Consider the following 16,604-nt stretch of genomic DNA (forward strand, 5'->3'; position numbering starts at 1 on the left):
GAAGCAAATGGTGAGAGAAGACTGGATAGAAGCCATTAAAACAATTGTAGATGAAAACAGAATACGCTTGCAGGAGCCGATGAGCCGTCATACCACATTCCGGATTGGGGGTATGGCAGAGATTTTTCTGATGCCGACCATCAAAGAGGCAGTGGATGTCATCACATTGTGCAGAGCAAAGAAGATTCCGTATACGATTATTGGAAACGGAAGCAATCTTCTGGTGGGCGATAAGGGAATTCCCGGAGTGGTCATTGAATTTGGCGCAAATGCTTCTTCCATTGAAGTAAAGGAAAATATGATCCGTGCTGAAGCGGGAGCATTGCTTTCGAAGGTTGCACACAAGGCACTGGAAGCATCCTTAGGCGGCATGGAATTTGCAGCAGGAATTCCGGGAAGCATCGGAGGTGCAGTTGTGATGAACGCCGGTGCTTATGGCGGAGAGATGAAGGATATTTTAGTATCTGCGGATCTTTTGACCAAAGATGGTGAAGTGGTAGAAGTTCCGGTAGAAGAGATTTCCTTAAGTTACAGACACAGCCGTGTCATGGAGACCGGGGAAGTAGTGCTGGGTGTAACGTTAAAATTAGTATCCGGAGAAAAAGAGAAAATTGAAGCTGTCATGCAGGAACTCCGCCAGAAACGGCAGGAGAAGCAGCCGTTGGAATTCCCAAGTGCAGGAAGTACCTTTAAGCGGCCGGAAGGCTATTTTGCCGGAAAGCTGATTATGGATGCCGGGTTAAGAGGCTATCGTGTGGGAGATGCCCAGGTATCCGAGAAACATTGTGGCTTTGTTATAAACCGTGGGCAGGCAACTGCAGCAGAAGTGGAAGAGCTGATGCGCAGGGTGCAGGAAAAAGTAGAACAGGAGTTTCAGGTAAGACTGGAGCCGGAAGTAAGAAGGTTAGGAGAATTTTCATGAAACTGGTAATTCTGACAGGAATGTCCGGGGCTGGAAAGAGTACAGCACTTAAGATGATGGAGGATATCGGATTTTATTGTGTCGATAATCTACCGATTCCGCTGATTGAAAAGTTTATAGAGTTGGCAGATTTAAGAAATACCGAGCTTCAGAAGGTTGCTGTGGGTGTGGATATCCGAAGCGGACAGGCATTGGAAGATTTGCAGGATATTCTTGACCACCTGAGAGGTGAAGGAAAAGAATTTGATGTACTGTTTTTGGATGCAGAGGATGGTGTGCTGGTAAAACGTTATAAAGAAACCAGAAGAAGTCATCCACTGGCAGGAAGCGATCGTGTCGATAAAGGCATCGAAGAAGAAAGAAGAAGATTGGAATTCTTAAAGAAACAGGCAAATTACATTATAGATACCAGTCATCTTCTGACCAGAGAATTAAAAACAGAATTAAATAAAATATTTGTAGAGAATCAGGAATTTAAGAATTTATTTATCACAATTTTATCCTTTGGATTCAAGTATGGAATTCCGGCAGATGCAGATCTGGTGTTTGATGTACGTTTTCTGCCAAATCCCTATTATGTGGAAGGCTTACGCCAAAAGAATGGTAATGATAAAGAAATTCAGGATTTTGTGATGCAATATAAGGAAGCCCACGTATTTCTGGATAAATTAGAAGATATGATAAAATTTCTGATACCGAATTACATAACAGAGGGGAAGAGCCAGCTGGTAATTGCCATTGGCTGTACCGGAGGCAAGCATCGTTCCGTAACCCTTGCCAATGAATTGTTTAAACGGTTGGAGAAACAGAAACAGTTTGGAATTAAGATAGAGCATCGTGACATTGAAAAGGATACGATGCGGCACTAGATGGAGATATGAGATGTCTTTTTCAGGAGAAGTAAAGGCGGAACTGGAGAAGCATATAAGTAAAAGCAGACACTGCCAGTTAGCAGAACTTGCAGCAATTATAAGTTTTTCCGGAAGAATGATATTGACGGGAGCAGATCCCAGATTGGAAATTGCAACAGAACATGCCGGATTGGCAAAAAAGTGCTATACGCTTTTGAAGCGGGCATTTGACATCAGTGCAGAGTTATCTGAACAGAATCCGGGTGTGTTATATATAGAAGAACAGGATGCCATGCGCAGGGTATTAATGGCACTTAAATTTTTGGAAGAGGACGGTTCACTGCATCCGTTCCGACAGGCAGTAAATGGAATGTTGCTGCAGAAGTCCTGCTGTAGAAGGACATTTGTAAGAGGAGCATTTCTGGCTTCGGGTTCCATGAGTGACCCGCATAAATCCTATCATTTTGAAATTGTATGTGCAACGCCACAACAGGCAGAACAGCTCAGGACGGTAATCAGTGACTTTGGCATGGATGCGAAAGTGGTGGAACGCAAGAAGCACCATGTGGTATACTTAAAAGAAGGTGCACAGATTGTGGATATGTTAAATATCATGGAAGCACATGTGGCACTGATGAACCTTGAAAATGTACGCATTTTGAAAGAGATGCGTAACAGTGTAAACCGGCAGGTAAATTGTGAAACTGCCAATATTAATAAGACAGTGAATGCTGCAGTAAAGCAGATTGAAGATATTAAGTTTATCCAGGAAAAGGGACGACTGCAGGAATTGCCGGATAATCTTTACGAGATGGCACAGGTACGTTTGGAGCACCCGGAAGCGCCTCTTAAGGAACTGGGGGCATACTTAAATCCGCCGGTGGGAAAATCCGGTGTGAATCACAGGTTAAGAAAGATAAGTGAAATTGCTGAAAACATGAGAGTATGAAAAGGATGAGGAGGAATACATATGATGAAGAAAGAGGTGACCATTAAATTTGTTAATGGTGTCGAAGCAAGTCCCATTGCATTGCTTGTTCAGACTGCAAATCGTTTTTCCAGCAGTATTTATATTGAATCCGGAGATAAAAAAGTAAATGTGAAGAGCATTATGGGTATGATGTCACTGGCAATGAATTATGAGGATATGGTAACAGTTGTTACTGAGGGTGAGGACGAGAAGGAAGCCTTGGATACATTGGAACAGTTCCTGTCTGAGGGCTAGAAGGAAAAGAGAGGTTATGTAAAAAATGAAAAAGAAATTACTTTTTATATTTAATCCACATTCCGGCAAGGGACTGATTAAGAATAAACTGTTAGAAATTGTAGATATTATGGTAAAGGCAGATTATGAAGTAACCATATATCCGACACAGAGCAAAGGGGATGCGCAGAACCATGTCAGAGAAGAAGCGAAGAATTATGATCTGATTGTCTGTAGTGGTGGAGACGGTACTTTGGATGAAGCAGTCAGCGGAATGATGGAAAGTGAAGAAAAGACACTGCTTGGTTATATTCCGGCAGGAAGTACCAACGACTTTGCCAATTCTTTAAGAATACCTAAAAGCATGCTAAAGGCAGCAAATGTAGCGGTAAAGGGAAGAAGGTTTCCGGTAGATATAGGATATTTTAATGGAGATTCATTCGTATATGTGGCAGCATTTGGACTGTTTACTGCAGTATCTTATCAGACCAGCCAGCAGTTAAAGAATGTATTAGGACACGCAGCTTATATTTTAGAAGGAATGAAACAGCTTTTAGACATTCCGGTCTATAAGATGCGGGTGGAATATGATGATGAGGTATTAGAGGACGAATTTATCTATGGTATGATTACCAATTCTATTTCTGTGGGGGGATTTAAGAACCTGACAGGTAAAAATGTACTCCTGGATGACGGTGTTTTTGAGGTGACACTGATTAAAGCACCGAAGAATCCACTGGAGTTAAATGAGATTATTGCAGCATTAACCAGCCGCAAGGATGATACCGACCTGGTATACTCATTTAAGAGCAGCAATATTAAGTTTTATCCGGAAGAAATTATTCCATGGACTTTAGATGGTGAGTTTGGGGGAGACCATAAGGAAGTGGAAATAAGAAATATGCACCAGGCTTTGGAGATTATGGTCAAGAATAAAGAAACATCTGTAAAATGATTGTTATATTTTTAACTTTATTTTTGGAAAAAGCCATGGTACAATGAAAAAAAAACAATGGAGGAATCAAAATGTTAGTATCAGCAACAGAAATGTTAAAAAAAGCAAAAGCTGGTCATTATGCAGTAGGCCAGTTCAATATCAACAACCTTGAGTGGACAAAATCAATACTGTTAACTGCAGAAGAATTAAAATCCCCTGTAATTCTTGGTGTATCTGAAGGTGCAGGAAAATATATGACAGGTTTTAAGACCGTTGCAGCTATGGTAAAAGCTATGGATGAAGAACTTGGAATCACAGTTCCTGTAGCACTTCACTTAGATCATGGAACATACGAAGGATGTTATAAATGTATCAAAGCTGGATTTACATCTATCATGTTTGATGGTTCTCATTATCCATTTGAAGAGAACCTTGCTAAGTCTACAGAGCTTGTAAATGTAGCTCATCAGCTTGGACTTTCTATCGAGTGTGAGGTTGGTTCCATCGGTGGAGAAGAAGACGGAGTAGTTGGAATGGGCGAGTGCGCAGATCCTAACGAGTGTAAGACAATCGCTGATCTTGGTGTAGATATGCTTGCAGCAGGTATCGGTAATATCCACGGAAAATATCCGGCAAACTGGAAAGGACTTTCCTTCGAGACTCTGGACGCTATCCAGCAGAAGACAGGAACTATGCCATTAGTACTTCACGGTGGTACAGGAATTCCTGCAGATATGATTAAGAAAGCTATCTCTCTTGGCGTATCTAAGATTAATGTAAATACAGAGTGTCAGTTATCTTTTGCAGATGCTACACGTAAATATATCGAAGCTGGTAAGGACTTAGAGGGCAAAGGATTTGACCCACGTAAATTATTAGCTCCGGGTGCAGAAGCAATCAAAGCTACTGTAAAAGAAAAAATGGAATTATTTGGTTCTGTTGGAAAAGCAGAATAAGAATGATTTTTATCTATCCCAAGGCAAAAAATTTTAACCGAAGGGATGAATAAAATAATGAAAAACAAAGACCTTGTAGAGCGGGAAAACCGTTCTATGAGGTCTTTTTTTGAAAATAGAAAATTTTTAAATCCGTTTATTTATCAGTATGATATAGCAGAGTTCTATTCAATTAAGGTTCGATGAAGAAAACTTTTGTCATCTACTGGGAATTGAATCCATTGTGAAGTATTCAGTTTCAAAAAAACATTTGATAGGTTTTATAGTATAGGTTAAAAATATAAGAGATGCTAAGTAAAATAGTATCGACAAAATATAGTGGGCGCGCTATAATATTTTTTATAAGGTCAGATTTTCTGCATTTCAAGGCAGAGTATTTTATTTCTAAAGAGTAAAATTTACTAGCCTATGGAGTGACAAAATTAAGCAAAAACAAAGACCTTGTAGGGCGGCAGGAACTGCTCTATGAGGTCTTTTTCTTTTACGCGAGTAGCGAGAAAAATCGCATGCTTGCATGCAGATTTGACGAGCACCACGATAACTCGAGAAACTCGCAAAGCGTGTTTCTCGTAGTTTGCAGGAAAAACAGGGAGGAAGCAAATAGATGAGATATCTGGTTGGAACAGATAATAATACTTGGAGACTGCCGGATGCAATTCAGGCAGCGGCTGCGGGGGATACCATTGAGTTTCAGGCAGGCTATTCGCCGGTGGTGGATGGCATTGCCATAAGCAAAGACCTTCATTTTGAAGGAAAAGTTACATTGGCAGAGGGTGGAAATCAGAACTTTACCAATGTAATTACAGGAAAATTTAATATCAATCAACAGGCAAATGTAACATTTGAAAACATCTGGATTTGTTATGGAGTGGAAAGAACCAATATCATTAACTGCAAAGAGCAGGCAGAAGTCAGCCTGATAAACTGCGTGCTGGAAAATTCACAGACGGATGGTGAGGTATATCCGCTGATTTATGCAGAGAATGAATCAAAGGTGGTTTTGAAAAACACTACCATCATGGAAAATCCGAAATTGTATATAAAAAGCTATATCGAAAACAGTAAGCTGGAACTGGATAACTGCGTTTTCCAGGACTGTAAGCTGATTATAGACAATGTAGATTTTAAAGTGAATAACAGTACCCTTCAGACAGGGGATGGAAATGCCATAAATGCAGCAGGCTGTAATGTAGAAATTGTAAACAGTACCATTAAGGGCTGTGACAAGGACAAAGAATATCCGGCAGTATGGCTGGATAAAAGTACAGCAAGCATTGTATCATCCCGTATCCTGCAACCGGGATTTAGTGCAGCCATATGTGTGAAGAGTGGTTCCGGCTTACATTCTGAGGGAAATGAATTTACTTCTATAAAAGTGGAGGATGCAAAAGCTACCTTTAAGAATACGGTGATTCGTGAAGGAGCTATGATACAGGATGAATCAGCAGCATGTATTCTTGGAGAATGGAATATTTTAGGTGAGAGTGAAGACAAGATTGACCTTGGCATCATGAATCGTTCCGTAGTATATGGAGACACTCTTACCTTAAATCATGTGAATTCACCGAATATCAGAATGACAGAGGATTCCATTTTTAGTGTGAAGGAATTGAAACATAATGGTGGAGAAGTAAGTGAACTGAATATTGAGGCAGAAGAGGGCTGCAAGACTTATTATCCAAAGAATGGCAGAGCATCCGGAAATGCCGGCAATGGCAGTGAAGATTCTGATAAGCCACAGGTAAGTGCAAGAGAGCAGTTGAATCAGTTGATCGGACTTGGCAGCGTCAAGAAAGAGATTGATAAAATGCTTCGTATGGTGGAATTCAACCAGCAGCGCATTGCAAAAGGATTAGAGCCGCAGGAGCAGTCTTATCATTCCGTATTCCTTGGAAATCCGGGAACCGGAAAGACAACCGTAGCCCGGTTAATCGGAGAAGTTTTATTTGAATCCGGAGCATTTAAGAGTGATGAATTTAAATTGATAGAAGCATCCGAGCCGGACTTTATTTCCCAGAATGTAGGTGGAACGGCGCAGCAGACACTGGCATTATTGGAAAAAGCCAAAGGCGGTGTGTTATTTATTGATGAGGCATATGCCCTGAATAAAAAGGATGCTAATGTAGACTTTGGTATTGAAGCAATTAATACCATCTTAAAGTATATGGAAGACCACCGTGGAGAAATCATGATTATCTTCGCCGGATATACCAAAGAGATGGAAGAGTTTTTAAAGACCAATCCGGGACTTACTTCCCGTGTGCCAAACAAATTTGTCTTTGAGGATTATACACCGGATGAAATCGTTGAGATTGGCGAAAAGGATCTGGTAAAGAAACAGTATCAGTTTGAAGATGAAGAATACTATGCACAGCAGGTAAAACGTGCATATCGTAATTCCTTAGACCATAGCAATGCCCGTTGGATTCGAAACTTTAATGAGAAATTGCTGAAAGCCTTTGCCAACCGTGTTATGAATACGGGAACAGAGGATTTGGAAACTATCACCAGAGCAGATATTGATGAAGTCTTAGCACAGGGCAGATATCAGGCATCCGGTAAGAAGGATGAGGATGCATTGGAACGTCTGCAGAAGCTGATTGGAATCAATGGTGTAAAGGAACAGGTAAACCGCTTTATTTCATTGGTAGAATTAAATCACCGGAGAGAAGAACAGGGCATGGAAAACAGTGACTTCACACTGCATTCCTTATTCCTTGGTAATCCGGGAACCGGAAAGACAACGGTAGCCCGTATTGTAGGTGAGGTTCTTTATCAGAAGGGAATTATCAGCCAGAAGAAATTTATTGAGGTATCAAGAAGTGATCTGGTGGCAGGCTATATCGGTCAGACAGCCAAGAAGACAAGAGAAGTTTTAGAGTCAGCATTGGGTGGCGTCCTTTTCATTGACGAGGCATATTCCCTGAGTCAGGGCAGCGAAAATGATTTTGGTAAGGAAGCCATCGATGAGATTTTAAAATTTATGGAAGACCACAGAAAAGATATGGTTATTATCTTTGCCGGATATACGAAGGAAATGTCTGCGTTCTTACAGATGAACTCCGGTCTTGCCAGCCGTATTCCGCATACCTTTGATTTTGAGGATTATACACCGGATGAAATTGTGAAGATTGGACTTCTTGGTTTACATAACGCAGCATATGAAGTGGATGAAGCAGCTTATGCAGATTTGGTAAAGAATAACTACAGTCTGACTTCAGATCACAGCAACGGACGCTGGGTAAGGAACTTAAATGAAGAGCTTATCATGGTGATGTCAGAACGGGTTGCCCATGCAGAGGACGCAGATATTAACCAGATTCTGCAGGAGGATCTGGATGCAGTCCGCGCTGGAAACCACGGAATGTGTACATTAAAAAGCACAGAAGAGGGTACGGAAAAAGTAGTTGCAGATGAGAATGGGTATGCAGTACCGCCTGGCAGCAACTGATTTCGAAACCGGCGATTGATAAAATCGACAAAAAATGTATATTATTTTGCACAAATTTGTAGAATGTATCAAAAATAAAAAAAATATAAACTTTGACTTGATTTTTTAGAAAGTTTCATGTATTTTAGATATAGCAGATGAAATGTGCGTGACGAACAAGGGTGTTCCAAAGGAATTGGAATGCCCTTTTTTCTATATCTGGGGAATTACCGGAGGAGAGAAGTCATACATTGATTGCAGAAAATAAAAATCATATTTCTCAGGGGATTTATGGTGAGAGGCAGAAAGGATGTATAGTATGAGTGAGACAGAATATTTCAATGTAGCAGATATTTTCGGCGAGAACGTATTCAATGATGCAGTAATGCAGGAACGTCTTCCGAAAAAGACCTACAAAAAGTTAAGAGAAGTAATCGAAGAGGGAAAAGAATTAGATCCCGAGACAGCAGACGTAGTGGCACATGAGATGAAAGAGTGGGCAATCGAAAAAGGAGCTACCCATTATACACACTGGTTCCAGCCATTAACAGGAGTAACCGCTGAGAAACATGATTCCTTTATTACAGCACCAATGCCAAACGGTAAAGTTTTAATGAGCTTTTCCGGTAAGGAATTAATCAAAGGTGAGCCAGACGCATCTTCTTTCCCATCCGGTGGATTAAGAGCAACCTTTGAGGCAAGAGGATATACAGCATGGGATTGTACTTCGCCGGCATTCGTAAGACAGGATGCAGCAGGAGCAACTCTTTGCATTCCTACCGCTTTCTGCTCTTACACAGGAGAAGCATTAGACCAGAAGACACCGTTACTTCGTTCTATGGAAGCGATTAATACCCAGTCTCTTCGTCTTTTAAAATTATTTGGAAATACAACATCTAAGAAAGTAACTCCTTCCGTTGGACCGGAGCAGGAATATTTCATCGTAGATAGAGAAAAATATTTAAAGAGAAAAGATTTAATCTTTACCGGACGTACCTTATTTGGAGCAATGCCTCCAAAAGGACAGGAAATGGATGACCATTACTTCGGAATCATCCGTGAGAGAATTGCAGCATACATGAGAGATGTAAATAAAGAATTATGGAAACTTGGTGTATCTGCAAAGACACAGCATAACGAAGTTGCTCCTGCACAGCATGAGTTAGCTCCAATCTACTCCGAAGCAAACGTAGCAGTAGACCACAACCAGTTAGTAATGGAAACCTTAAAGAAGGTTGCCGGTCGTCATGGCTTGCAGTGTCTGCTTCATGAGAAGCCATTTGCAGGTGTCAATGGTTCTGGAAAACATAACAACTGGTCTATCACAACAGATGATGGAATTAACTTATTAGAGCCGGGCAAAACACCTCATGAGAACGTACAGTTCTTATTAGTGCTTACCTGTATCTTAAAAGCAGTAGATAAACATGCAGATCTGCTTCGTGAATCTGCAGCAGACGTTGGAAACGACCACAGATTAGGCGCAAACGAGGCACCGCCAGCAATCGTTTCTATCTATCTTGGAGAACAGTTACAGGATGTATTATCACAGCTTATCTGTACCGGAGAAGCTACACACAGTTTAGCTGGTTCTAAATTAGAGACTGGTGTTAAGACATTGCCTGACTTCATGAAAGATGCAACAGACCGTAACAGAACTTCACCATTTGCATTTACCGGAAATAAATTCGAGTTCCGTATGGTTGGTTCTCAGGATTCCATCGCACAGCCTAACGTTGTATTGAATACAATCGTAGCAGAAGCATTTTCTGAGGCGTGTGATGAACTGGAAAAAGCAGACGATTTCGATATGGCAGTACATGATCTGATTAAGAAATATGCAACTGAGCATCAGAGAATCGTATTCAACGGAAACGGATACTCTGATGAATGGGTAGAGGAAGCAGAGCGTCGTGGACTTCCAAACATCAAGTCCATGGTTGACGCAATCCCGGCACTGAATACAGAAAAAGCAGTTTCTTTATTCGAGCGTTTTGGTGTATTTACCAAAGCGGAGCTGGATTCCCGTGTAGAAATCGAATATGAGACCTACGCAAAAGAGATTAACATCGAAGCAAAAGCTATGATTGATATTGCAGGAAAACAGATTATCCCGGCAGTTATCAAATATACAACAGAGCTTGCAACTTCTGCAGCAGCTGTAAAATCTGTATGTGATGCAGACATCAGTGTTCAGACAGAATTACTGGCAGAAGTATCTGACCTCTTATCTGAGACCAAGGTTGCTTTGGCAAAACTGGAAGAAGTAACAGAAAAAGGTGGAACAATGGAAGAGGGAAGAAATCAGGCTGTATATTATAGAGATGTTGTAAAAACAGCAATGGATGCATTAAGAGCTCCGGTTGACAAGTTAGAGATGCTTGTTGACAAAGATATATGGCCAATGCCATCTTATGGAGATTTAATCTTCGAAGTATAAGAAAGAACTTTAATTGCAGGGCATTCTCCTTAGAACAGACGGAAAAAAGAGGCATAAAAGGGAGGATGCCAGGCAACTTAAGTTACCTGGCAGATTATGAAAAAGAATATTTAAAGTTATGTTTTTCTTTTGCTTATGACTATACTATATCAGCCTAATTTGAAAAAAACGTGTTGATAAAGTGAATCATCTTTGAATACCAGGTGAATAAATTGTGAACAATAATAAGAAGGAGGACGAGATAATATGAAAAAGCTGGAAATTATTATCAAACCGGAAAAGCTTGAAGACTTGAAAGCAGTCTTAGAAAGCAATGAAGTCAATGGTTTAAACATTGTAAACAGCATGGGATATGGTAATCAGAAGGGTATTATCAAGAATTACCGTGGAGCATCTTATAATGTAACATTACTTCCGAAAATCAAAGTAGAGACCGTTGTCTCAGATGAAGTTGCACCAGGATTAATTGATAAGGTAGTAGATGAGATTAATACCGGTAACTTTGGTGATGGTAAAATCTTTGTGTATGATGTAGAAGATGCCGTTCGTATCCGTACCGGTGAACATGGTGACAAAGCATTATAAAAGATGCAAAGAGGAGTAAGGCACAGATAGGTAACTGTCTTGTGGATATTGAAAAATGAATATCGCAAATAAATATTATCGAAGGAGATAAGCAGACAAGGAGAGAGCCTTGTTTGATATCTCTATTTTTTTTACTTTAATATTTATTTTGGTAAAGGAGGAAATGATTATGGATATGAGTGTTTGGTTCCTGATGGGAGCAGCGTTAGTATTTTTTATGCAATGTGGATTTGCAATGGTAGAGGCTGGTTTTACCAGATCAAAAAATACAGGTAATATTACAATGAAGAACCTGATGGACTTCTGTATTGGTACCGTTGCATTTTATTTATTAGGATATAATATTCTTTGTGGTGATGGAAAATTTGTGGGATGGGGTTTAAACCCATTGAAGAATTTTGGAACAACAGACTGGTCCAATTTCGTATTTAACCTGGTATTCTGTGCAACAGCTGCAACAATTGTATCTGGAGCAATGGCAGAGCGTACCAAGTTCATTACATATTGTATTTACAGTTTTGTAATCAGCCTGATTGTATATCCGGTAGAAGCACACTGGGTATGGGGCGGAACTCCATGGCTTACAGACCTTGGATTTACAGATTTCGCAGGTTCTGCATGTATTCATATGGTAGGTGGAATTACCGCATTTATCGGAGCCGCTTTATTAGGACCTCGTATTGGTAAATATGACAAAGATGGTAAATCAAGACCTATTATGGGTCACAACATTTTAATTGGTGCTTTGGGAGTATTTATTCTCTGGTTTGGCTGGTATGGATTTAATGGTGCAGCAGCAACTGATACCTTACAGCTTTCACAGATTTTTGCAACAACAACCATTGCACCGGCAGCAGCAACTGTTACAGCAATGATTTATACCTGGATTAAGAATGGTAAACCGGATGTGTCCATGTCTTTAAATGGTTCCCTGGCAGGTCTGGTAGCAATTACAGCAGGATGTGCAAATGTTGATGCAGTAGGTGCATTCGTTATCGGTGGTTTAGCTGGTATCCTTTGTACCATGTCAGTATACTTTGTAGAAGACAAATTAAAAGTAGATGACCCGGTTGGCGCTGTATCCGTACACGGTGTCTGTGGTCTTTTTGGAACATTGATGGTAGGTCTCTTCGATTATACAGATGGCCTCTTCTATGGTGGCGGAGTTCATCATCTGGCTATTCAGGCACTTGGTGTCGTATGTATCGCAGGCTGGGTAATTGTAACCATGAGCATTGTATTTATCGTATTAAAGAAGACAATTGGTCTTAGAGTATCAAAAGAAGAAGAGTTAGAAGGTCTGGATTCTACTGAGCATGGCTTAGAGTCAGCTTACCCGGATTTTGTAACAAGAGAACTTCACTAATCATGTACTAATCTAATTGTGATTAGGTTAGTAATTATCTAATCCCCTTAGTAGTATATACATCAACAACGAAAGTCCTGGCGTATGTCAGGGCTTTTGTTGTTGTCTGTGCCCGGCATCAGATAGAAAAAATAGAAGCTGCCTTTGGCAGCTTCTATAGGTGTCTGATTATAGAATAATGATTTGGTTAATTCGTAGTGTTTCCATCAGAGCCGGTACCGGAACTTCCACCGCCGGTTCCTGTACCACCACCGGTTCCTGTATTGCCGCCGGTTCCTGTACCACCACCGGTTCCTGTATTGCTGCCGGTTCCTGTACCACCATTGGTTCCTGTATCACCACCGGTATTTGTACTGGTTCCGGTTCCGGTATTACCATGATCTGGTGTAGTATTATCCCCACCACCAGTAAGACTTCCACTGGTTGGATTAGAGGTATCTGTTGTATTAGTAGATGGGGTGGAAGGCTGTGTAACGGAACTTGAAGTGTGTACGTTACAGGTGCTGTTGGATAATTCATCTGTCATAAGATATGGAGAATCATCCGTACCTTCAGAACCGCCAACGATATAGATACCAGTCTGTTTTGTTTCTTCCGGACAATATTCATTTGCAAGCATTCCGGAGGAAGTACAGATTGTTGCACTGACATGATGGTCACATACTTCTGTTGGAACTGTGCCGGTTGCAAAATATTCTGTTTCAACCATGCTGCCACGCGGATCACAGTCACATAAACCTTCTACGGCAAGTTTTCCGGATTTCTTACATACGACAGCAGAAGTAATTCCGCTTGGCATAGTAAAGTCTTTATATTCCAGATTTTCATGAACACGGGACATAACTGCTTTCCAGATTAACTTTGGATATCTGGTGCTGGAAAGTTCGCTGTTATCATCATATCCGCCCCATACACCACAGGTATAATATGGTGTGTATCCTATGAAAAGAGCATCGCGGTCAGAGGTTGTAGTACCTGTTTTACCGGCAATCGGCATAGAACCGAAGTTAACGATTGTACCGGTACCGGAGGTCACAACATCTTCCATGGCATTGGTTAAGAGCCATGCAGTGGTGTCCTTTAATACAGTATGGGTCTGCGGAGTATTGTCAATTAAAACATTTCCGTCATGGTCTAAAATCTTGGTATAGAATCTTGGTTTGGTATAAGTACCGCCATTTGCAACGGTTGCATAGGCAGCAGTTAATTCTAAGTTGGTAACACCTTTATAGATACCTCCAAGGCAGAGAGCCTGATTATTATCATGTTCAGCATCTAAGGTGGTAAATCCAAAATTCTGTAAATAACTGTAACCTAAATCGGTACTGATATCGGTGAGGGTCTTAACTGTTACAATATTGATGGAGTGGCAGATTGCTTCTCTTAAAGTAGTAAATCCGCGATACTGGCCATCGTAGTTACGAAGAGAACGTCCATTGGTATAAGAATAAGGAGCATCATCTTCTACAGAAGCTAAGGTCATTCCGCCACTGTCAAGAGCAGGTGCATAAGCAGCTAAAATCTTGAAGGTGGAACCCGGCTGTCTGGTGGTATCAGAAGCCCGGTTTAAGGTTTTGTTTGCGGTTTTATCACCACGGCCACCAACTAATGCTTTCACTTCACCGGTAGCCTGATCCATCAGTGTAAGGGAAGCCTGTGGCTGAATCGTAAAGGTAACGGATTCGCCGCTGCCCCGGATGGTATCTCCCTCTTCCATAATATCTGCTTTATATTGGTCAATGGCAGCCTGGGCATCTTCTTTGGAACTGAAGTTGATGTTGTAGTTGTTATTACCGGTTTTTTCACGATAGTAGGTGAGCATGGTCTGTTCACTGTAATTCTGCAGTGTACCATCGGCTTTCTGGATGGAAAGACGGTAGGAGAAAGAATATTCCACCTGACCATTGTAGTTGTCTAAGTTATTGACTTCCTCATCACAAATCTGCTGGAGATTAGTATTCTGGGTGGAGTAAATGGTAAGACCACCACCATAGAGTGCATTGAAAGCCTGTGTCTCGGTATAACCTAATTCATTGATTAAGTCATCCATTACCTGGTCGGTAAGGGTATCCACAAAGTAGGAGTTGACATTTGCAGTAGAAGAAGTGCTGTTATCTACAATCTGAATACGGTCGTAGACATTATCTTCTAACGCTTCGTCGTGTTCTTCCTGCGAAATATAACCCTGGTCTAACATATTGTCTAAGACATCTTTACGACGGGATGCGTTGTTGTCTGGGTTAGTAATCGGATTATACTTTGTCGGACTCTTGGTAATCGCTGCAATTACTGCACACTCAGAAAGTGTTAAGTCAGATACATCTTTGTTAAAATATCGTTTGGATGCAGCCTGGACACCAAGGGTATTCTGACCAAGGTTAATGGTGTTTAAGTAATTTTCCAGAATCCAGTCCTTGGATTCTCTTTTTTCAAGCTGTATAGCCAGATACTGTTCCTGTATTTTACGCTCAAACTTATCAGCCATACTGTCTTCGCTTGTCCAGTCGGTGAAGACGTTGTTTTTCAGAAGCTGCTGTGTAATTGTGCTGGCTCCCTGATGAAAATGAAAACCGGATGCAATGCCTTTGAAGCCGGCACGGATGATTCCTTTGATATCAATTCCGTTGTGCTCGTAAAAACGTTCATCTTCGATGGCTACGAATGCATGCTGAAGATTAATCGGCATCTTGTCAATGGTTACCGGGTCACGATTTGTACCGGAAGTAACCAGAGTGGCAATTTCATTACCCTCATCGTCAAGAACGGTAGAGAGCTGTCCGGTAGGACTTGCATCAATATCATCTATATCTGGTGTAGAATCAATGATTCCTTTGAAGATTCCGATTCCTGCACAAATACCGACGACAGCTGCTAAGAAAAAGCAGATCAGTAGAGTCTTGCAGAAAATTACGGAAAACTTCTTACGGACCATAGTACCTTTGGAAGTGAGCTCTTTTTCCTTCCTGGCGGTACTCTTCTTTCCATAATTCATAATGTGCCTCCTTTGGATTAATAACATTATTTTCTTATTATAGCAAAAAGATACCATATAATAAAGAAAAAAGTAAAAACGCAAGGTTTTGATAAGAAATTCTTAAGGTTTCCTTGCAGGAAAAATGGAAATCATGCTACAATAAGGAAACGAAAAAAGAGGCAGGAGCAATGCAATATGTCAGAAGTTTCAAACGGAAAAGTAATATATGAAGGCGGCAGTGGTGAGATTGAAGAGAAAAAATCGCGGTTTATTGCAAATATTGCACCAGTTACCACAGAAGAGGAAGCGGTAGCATATATCAATGCTATGAAGAAAAAATACTGGGATGCAAGACATAACTGCTCCGCATTTATAATAGGAAGAAATCAGGAGCTGACCCGCTGCTCGGATGACGGAGAACCTTCCGGCACAGCAGGCCGTCCGATGTTAGACGTACTTTTACGGGAGGGCATCCGGGATGTAGTGGTAGTAGTAACCCGGTATTTTGGTGGAACACTTCTGGGAACCGGTGGACTGGTGCGTGCTTATCAGGGTGCTGTACAGGAGGGCTTAAAGAATTGTACCATCATTGAAAAGAGACCGGGAAAGCGTCTTAAGATAAGTACGGATTATACAGGACTTGGCAAGATACAGTATCTTCTGGCAGAACAGGGCGTTACGATTATGGATACCGAATATGCAGAAGGTGTGGAACTGGATGTAGCAGTACCGTTAGAACAGTGTCTGGAATTAGAAAAGAAACTTACGGATTCCACCAGTGGAAAGGCAAAGCTGATGTGGGAAGAGACCATTGAATTTGCAGATTTGAACGGTACAATCAGGGTTTTTTGATGACCTGTAAAAACTTTTTGCAAAAAATCGAAAAAAAATCGAAAAAGTGCTTGACGAATGGAATGTTTTCATGTAGAATACCCATTG

Annotated in this window: 12 protein-coding genes; 11 read left to right on the forward strand and 1 reads right to left on the reverse strand. The window is 41.0% G+C overall.

Features of this window, described 5'->3' with window-relative positions; translation table 11 throughout:
• The first annotated feature begins 10 nt into the window (after positions 1–10).
• The 10 genes from murB (at position 11) to LKD41_RS09455 (ending at position 12,691) form a co-directional block, all read left to right on the forward strand.
• On the forward strand, positions 11–922 hold the full coding sequence (murB, locus tag LKD41_RS09410) for a UDP-N-acetylmuramate dehydrogenase (RefSeq protein ID WP_431978796.1): 912 nt from the start codon (positions 11–13) through the stop codon (positions 920–922).
• Positions 919–1,791, forward strand: coding sequence for an RNase adapter RapZ (rapZ, locus tag LKD41_RS09415; RefSeq protein ID WP_118057105.1), 873 nt, complete (start codon positions 919–921; stop codon positions 1,789–1,791). The genes murB and rapZ overlap by 4 nt, the downstream gene beginning before the upstream one ends.
• A gap of 13 nt (positions 1,792–1,804) precedes the next feature.
• Positions 1,805–2,722 (forward strand): DNA-binding protein WhiA, encoded by a 918-nt coding sequence (gene whiA, locus LKD41_RS09420; RefSeq protein WP_022243580.1) that lies wholly within the window; start codon positions 1,805–1,807, stop codon positions 2,720–2,722.
• Positions 2,723–2,743: 21 nt separating this feature from the next.
• Positions 2,744–2,998, forward strand: coding sequence for an HPr family phosphocarrier protein (locus LKD41_RS09425; RefSeq protein WP_022243579.1), 255 nt, complete (start codon positions 2,744–2,746; stop codon positions 2,996–2,998).
• A 25-nt stretch (positions 2,999–3,023) separates the two neighbouring features.
• Positions 3,024–3,932, forward strand: a complete 909-nt coding sequence (locus LKD41_RS09430; RefSeq protein WP_117696671.1) for a diacylglycerol/lipid kinase family protein — start codon at positions 3,024–3,026, stop codon at positions 3,930–3,932.
• A gap of 71 nt (positions 3,933–4,003) precedes the next feature.
• Positions 4,004–4,870, forward strand: coding sequence for a class II fructose-1,6-bisphosphate aldolase (gene fba, locus LKD41_RS09435; protein ID WP_022243577.1), 867 nt, complete (start codon positions 4,004–4,006; stop codon positions 4,868–4,870).
• Positions 4,871–5,474: 604 nt separating this feature from the next.
• Positions 5,475–8,321, forward strand: coding sequence for an AAA family ATPase (locus LKD41_RS09440; RefSeq protein WP_227701028.1), 2,847 nt, complete (start codon positions 5,475–5,477; stop codon positions 8,319–8,321).
• Between the two features lie 298 nt (positions 8,322–8,619).
• On the forward strand, positions 8,620–10,740 hold the full coding sequence (locus LKD41_RS09445; protein WP_227701029.1) for a glutamine synthetase III family protein: 2,121 nt from the start codon (positions 8,620–8,622) through the stop codon (positions 10,738–10,740).
• A 246-nt stretch (positions 10,741–10,986) separates the two neighbouring features.
• Positions 10,987–11,325, forward strand: coding sequence for a P-II family nitrogen regulator (locus tag LKD41_RS09450; RefSeq protein WP_227701030.1), 339 nt, complete (start codon positions 10,987–10,989; stop codon positions 11,323–11,325).
• A 169-nt stretch (positions 11,326–11,494) separates the two neighbouring features.
• Positions 11,495–12,691, forward strand: coding sequence for an ammonium transporter (locus LKD41_RS09455; RefSeq protein WP_227701031.1), 1,197 nt, complete (start codon positions 11,495–11,497; stop codon positions 12,689–12,691).
• Between the two features lie 187 nt (positions 12,692–12,878).
• On the opposite strand, the gene LKD41_RS09460 is transcribed toward LKD41_RS09455, so the two are convergent.
• Complete coding sequence (locus tag LKD41_RS09460; RefSeq protein WP_227701032.1) at positions 12,879–15,683, reverse strand: transglycosylase domain-containing protein; 2,805 nt, start codon at positions 15,681–15,683, stop codon at positions 12,879–12,881.
• Positions 15,684–15,860: 177 nt separating this feature from the next.
• Here LKD41_RS09460 and LKD41_RS09465 point away from each other — a divergent pair, with 177 nt between their 5' ends.
• A complete protein-coding gene (locus LKD41_RS09465) occupies positions 15,861–16,517 on the forward strand; it encodes a YigZ family protein (RefSeq protein ID WP_227701033.1) in 657 nt (218 codons plus the stop codon).
• Positions 16,518–16,604: the final 87 nt, after the last annotated feature.

Origin of the sequence: Roseburia sp. CLA-AA-H209, from assembly GCF_020687575.1 — a bacterium.
Lineage (GTDB): Bacteria > Bacillota > Clostridia > Lachnospirales > Lachnospiraceae > Roseburia_C > Roseburia_C amylophila.

Coding starts and splice junctions, on each gene's coding strand:
- rapZ (WP_118057105.1), top strand. CDS start 919: ATGAAACTGGTAATTCTGACAGGAATGTCCGGGGCTGGAAAGAGTACA.
- whiA (WP_022243580.1), top strand. CDS start 1,805: ATGTCTTTTTCAGGAGAAGTAAAGGCGGAACTGGAGAAGCATATAAGT.
- LKD41_RS09425 (WP_022243579.1), top strand. CDS start 2,744: ATGATGAAGAAAGAGGTGACCATTAAATTTGTTAATGGTGTCGAAGCA.
- LKD41_RS09430 (WP_117696671.1), top strand. CDS start 3,024: ATGAAAAAGAAATTACTTTTTATATTTAATCCACATTCCGGCAAGGGA.
- fba (WP_022243577.1), top strand. CDS start 4,004: ATGTTAGTATCAGCAACAGAAATGTTAAAAAAAGCAAAAGCTGGTCAT.
- LKD41_RS09440 (WP_227701028.1), top strand. CDS start 5,475: ATGAGATATCTGGTTGGAACAGATAATAATACTTGGAGACTGCCGGAT.
- LKD41_RS09445 (WP_227701029.1), top strand. CDS start 8,620: ATGAGTGAGACAGAATATTTCAATGTAGCAGATATTTTCGGCGAGAAC.
- LKD41_RS09450 (WP_227701030.1), top strand. CDS start 10,987: ATGAAAAAGCTGGAAATTATTATCAAACCGGAAAAGCTTGAAGACTTG.
- LKD41_RS09455 (WP_227701031.1), top strand. CDS start 11,495: ATGGATATGAGTGTTTGGTTCCTGATGGGAGCAGCGTTAGTATTTTTT.
- LKD41_RS09460 (WP_227701032.1), bottom strand. CDS start 15,683: ATGAATTATGGAAAGAAGAGTACCGCCAGGAAGGAAAAAGAGCTCACT.
- LKD41_RS09465 (WP_227701033.1), top strand. CDS start 15,861: ATGTCAGAAGTTTCAAACGGAAAAGTAATATATGAAGGCGGCAGTGGT.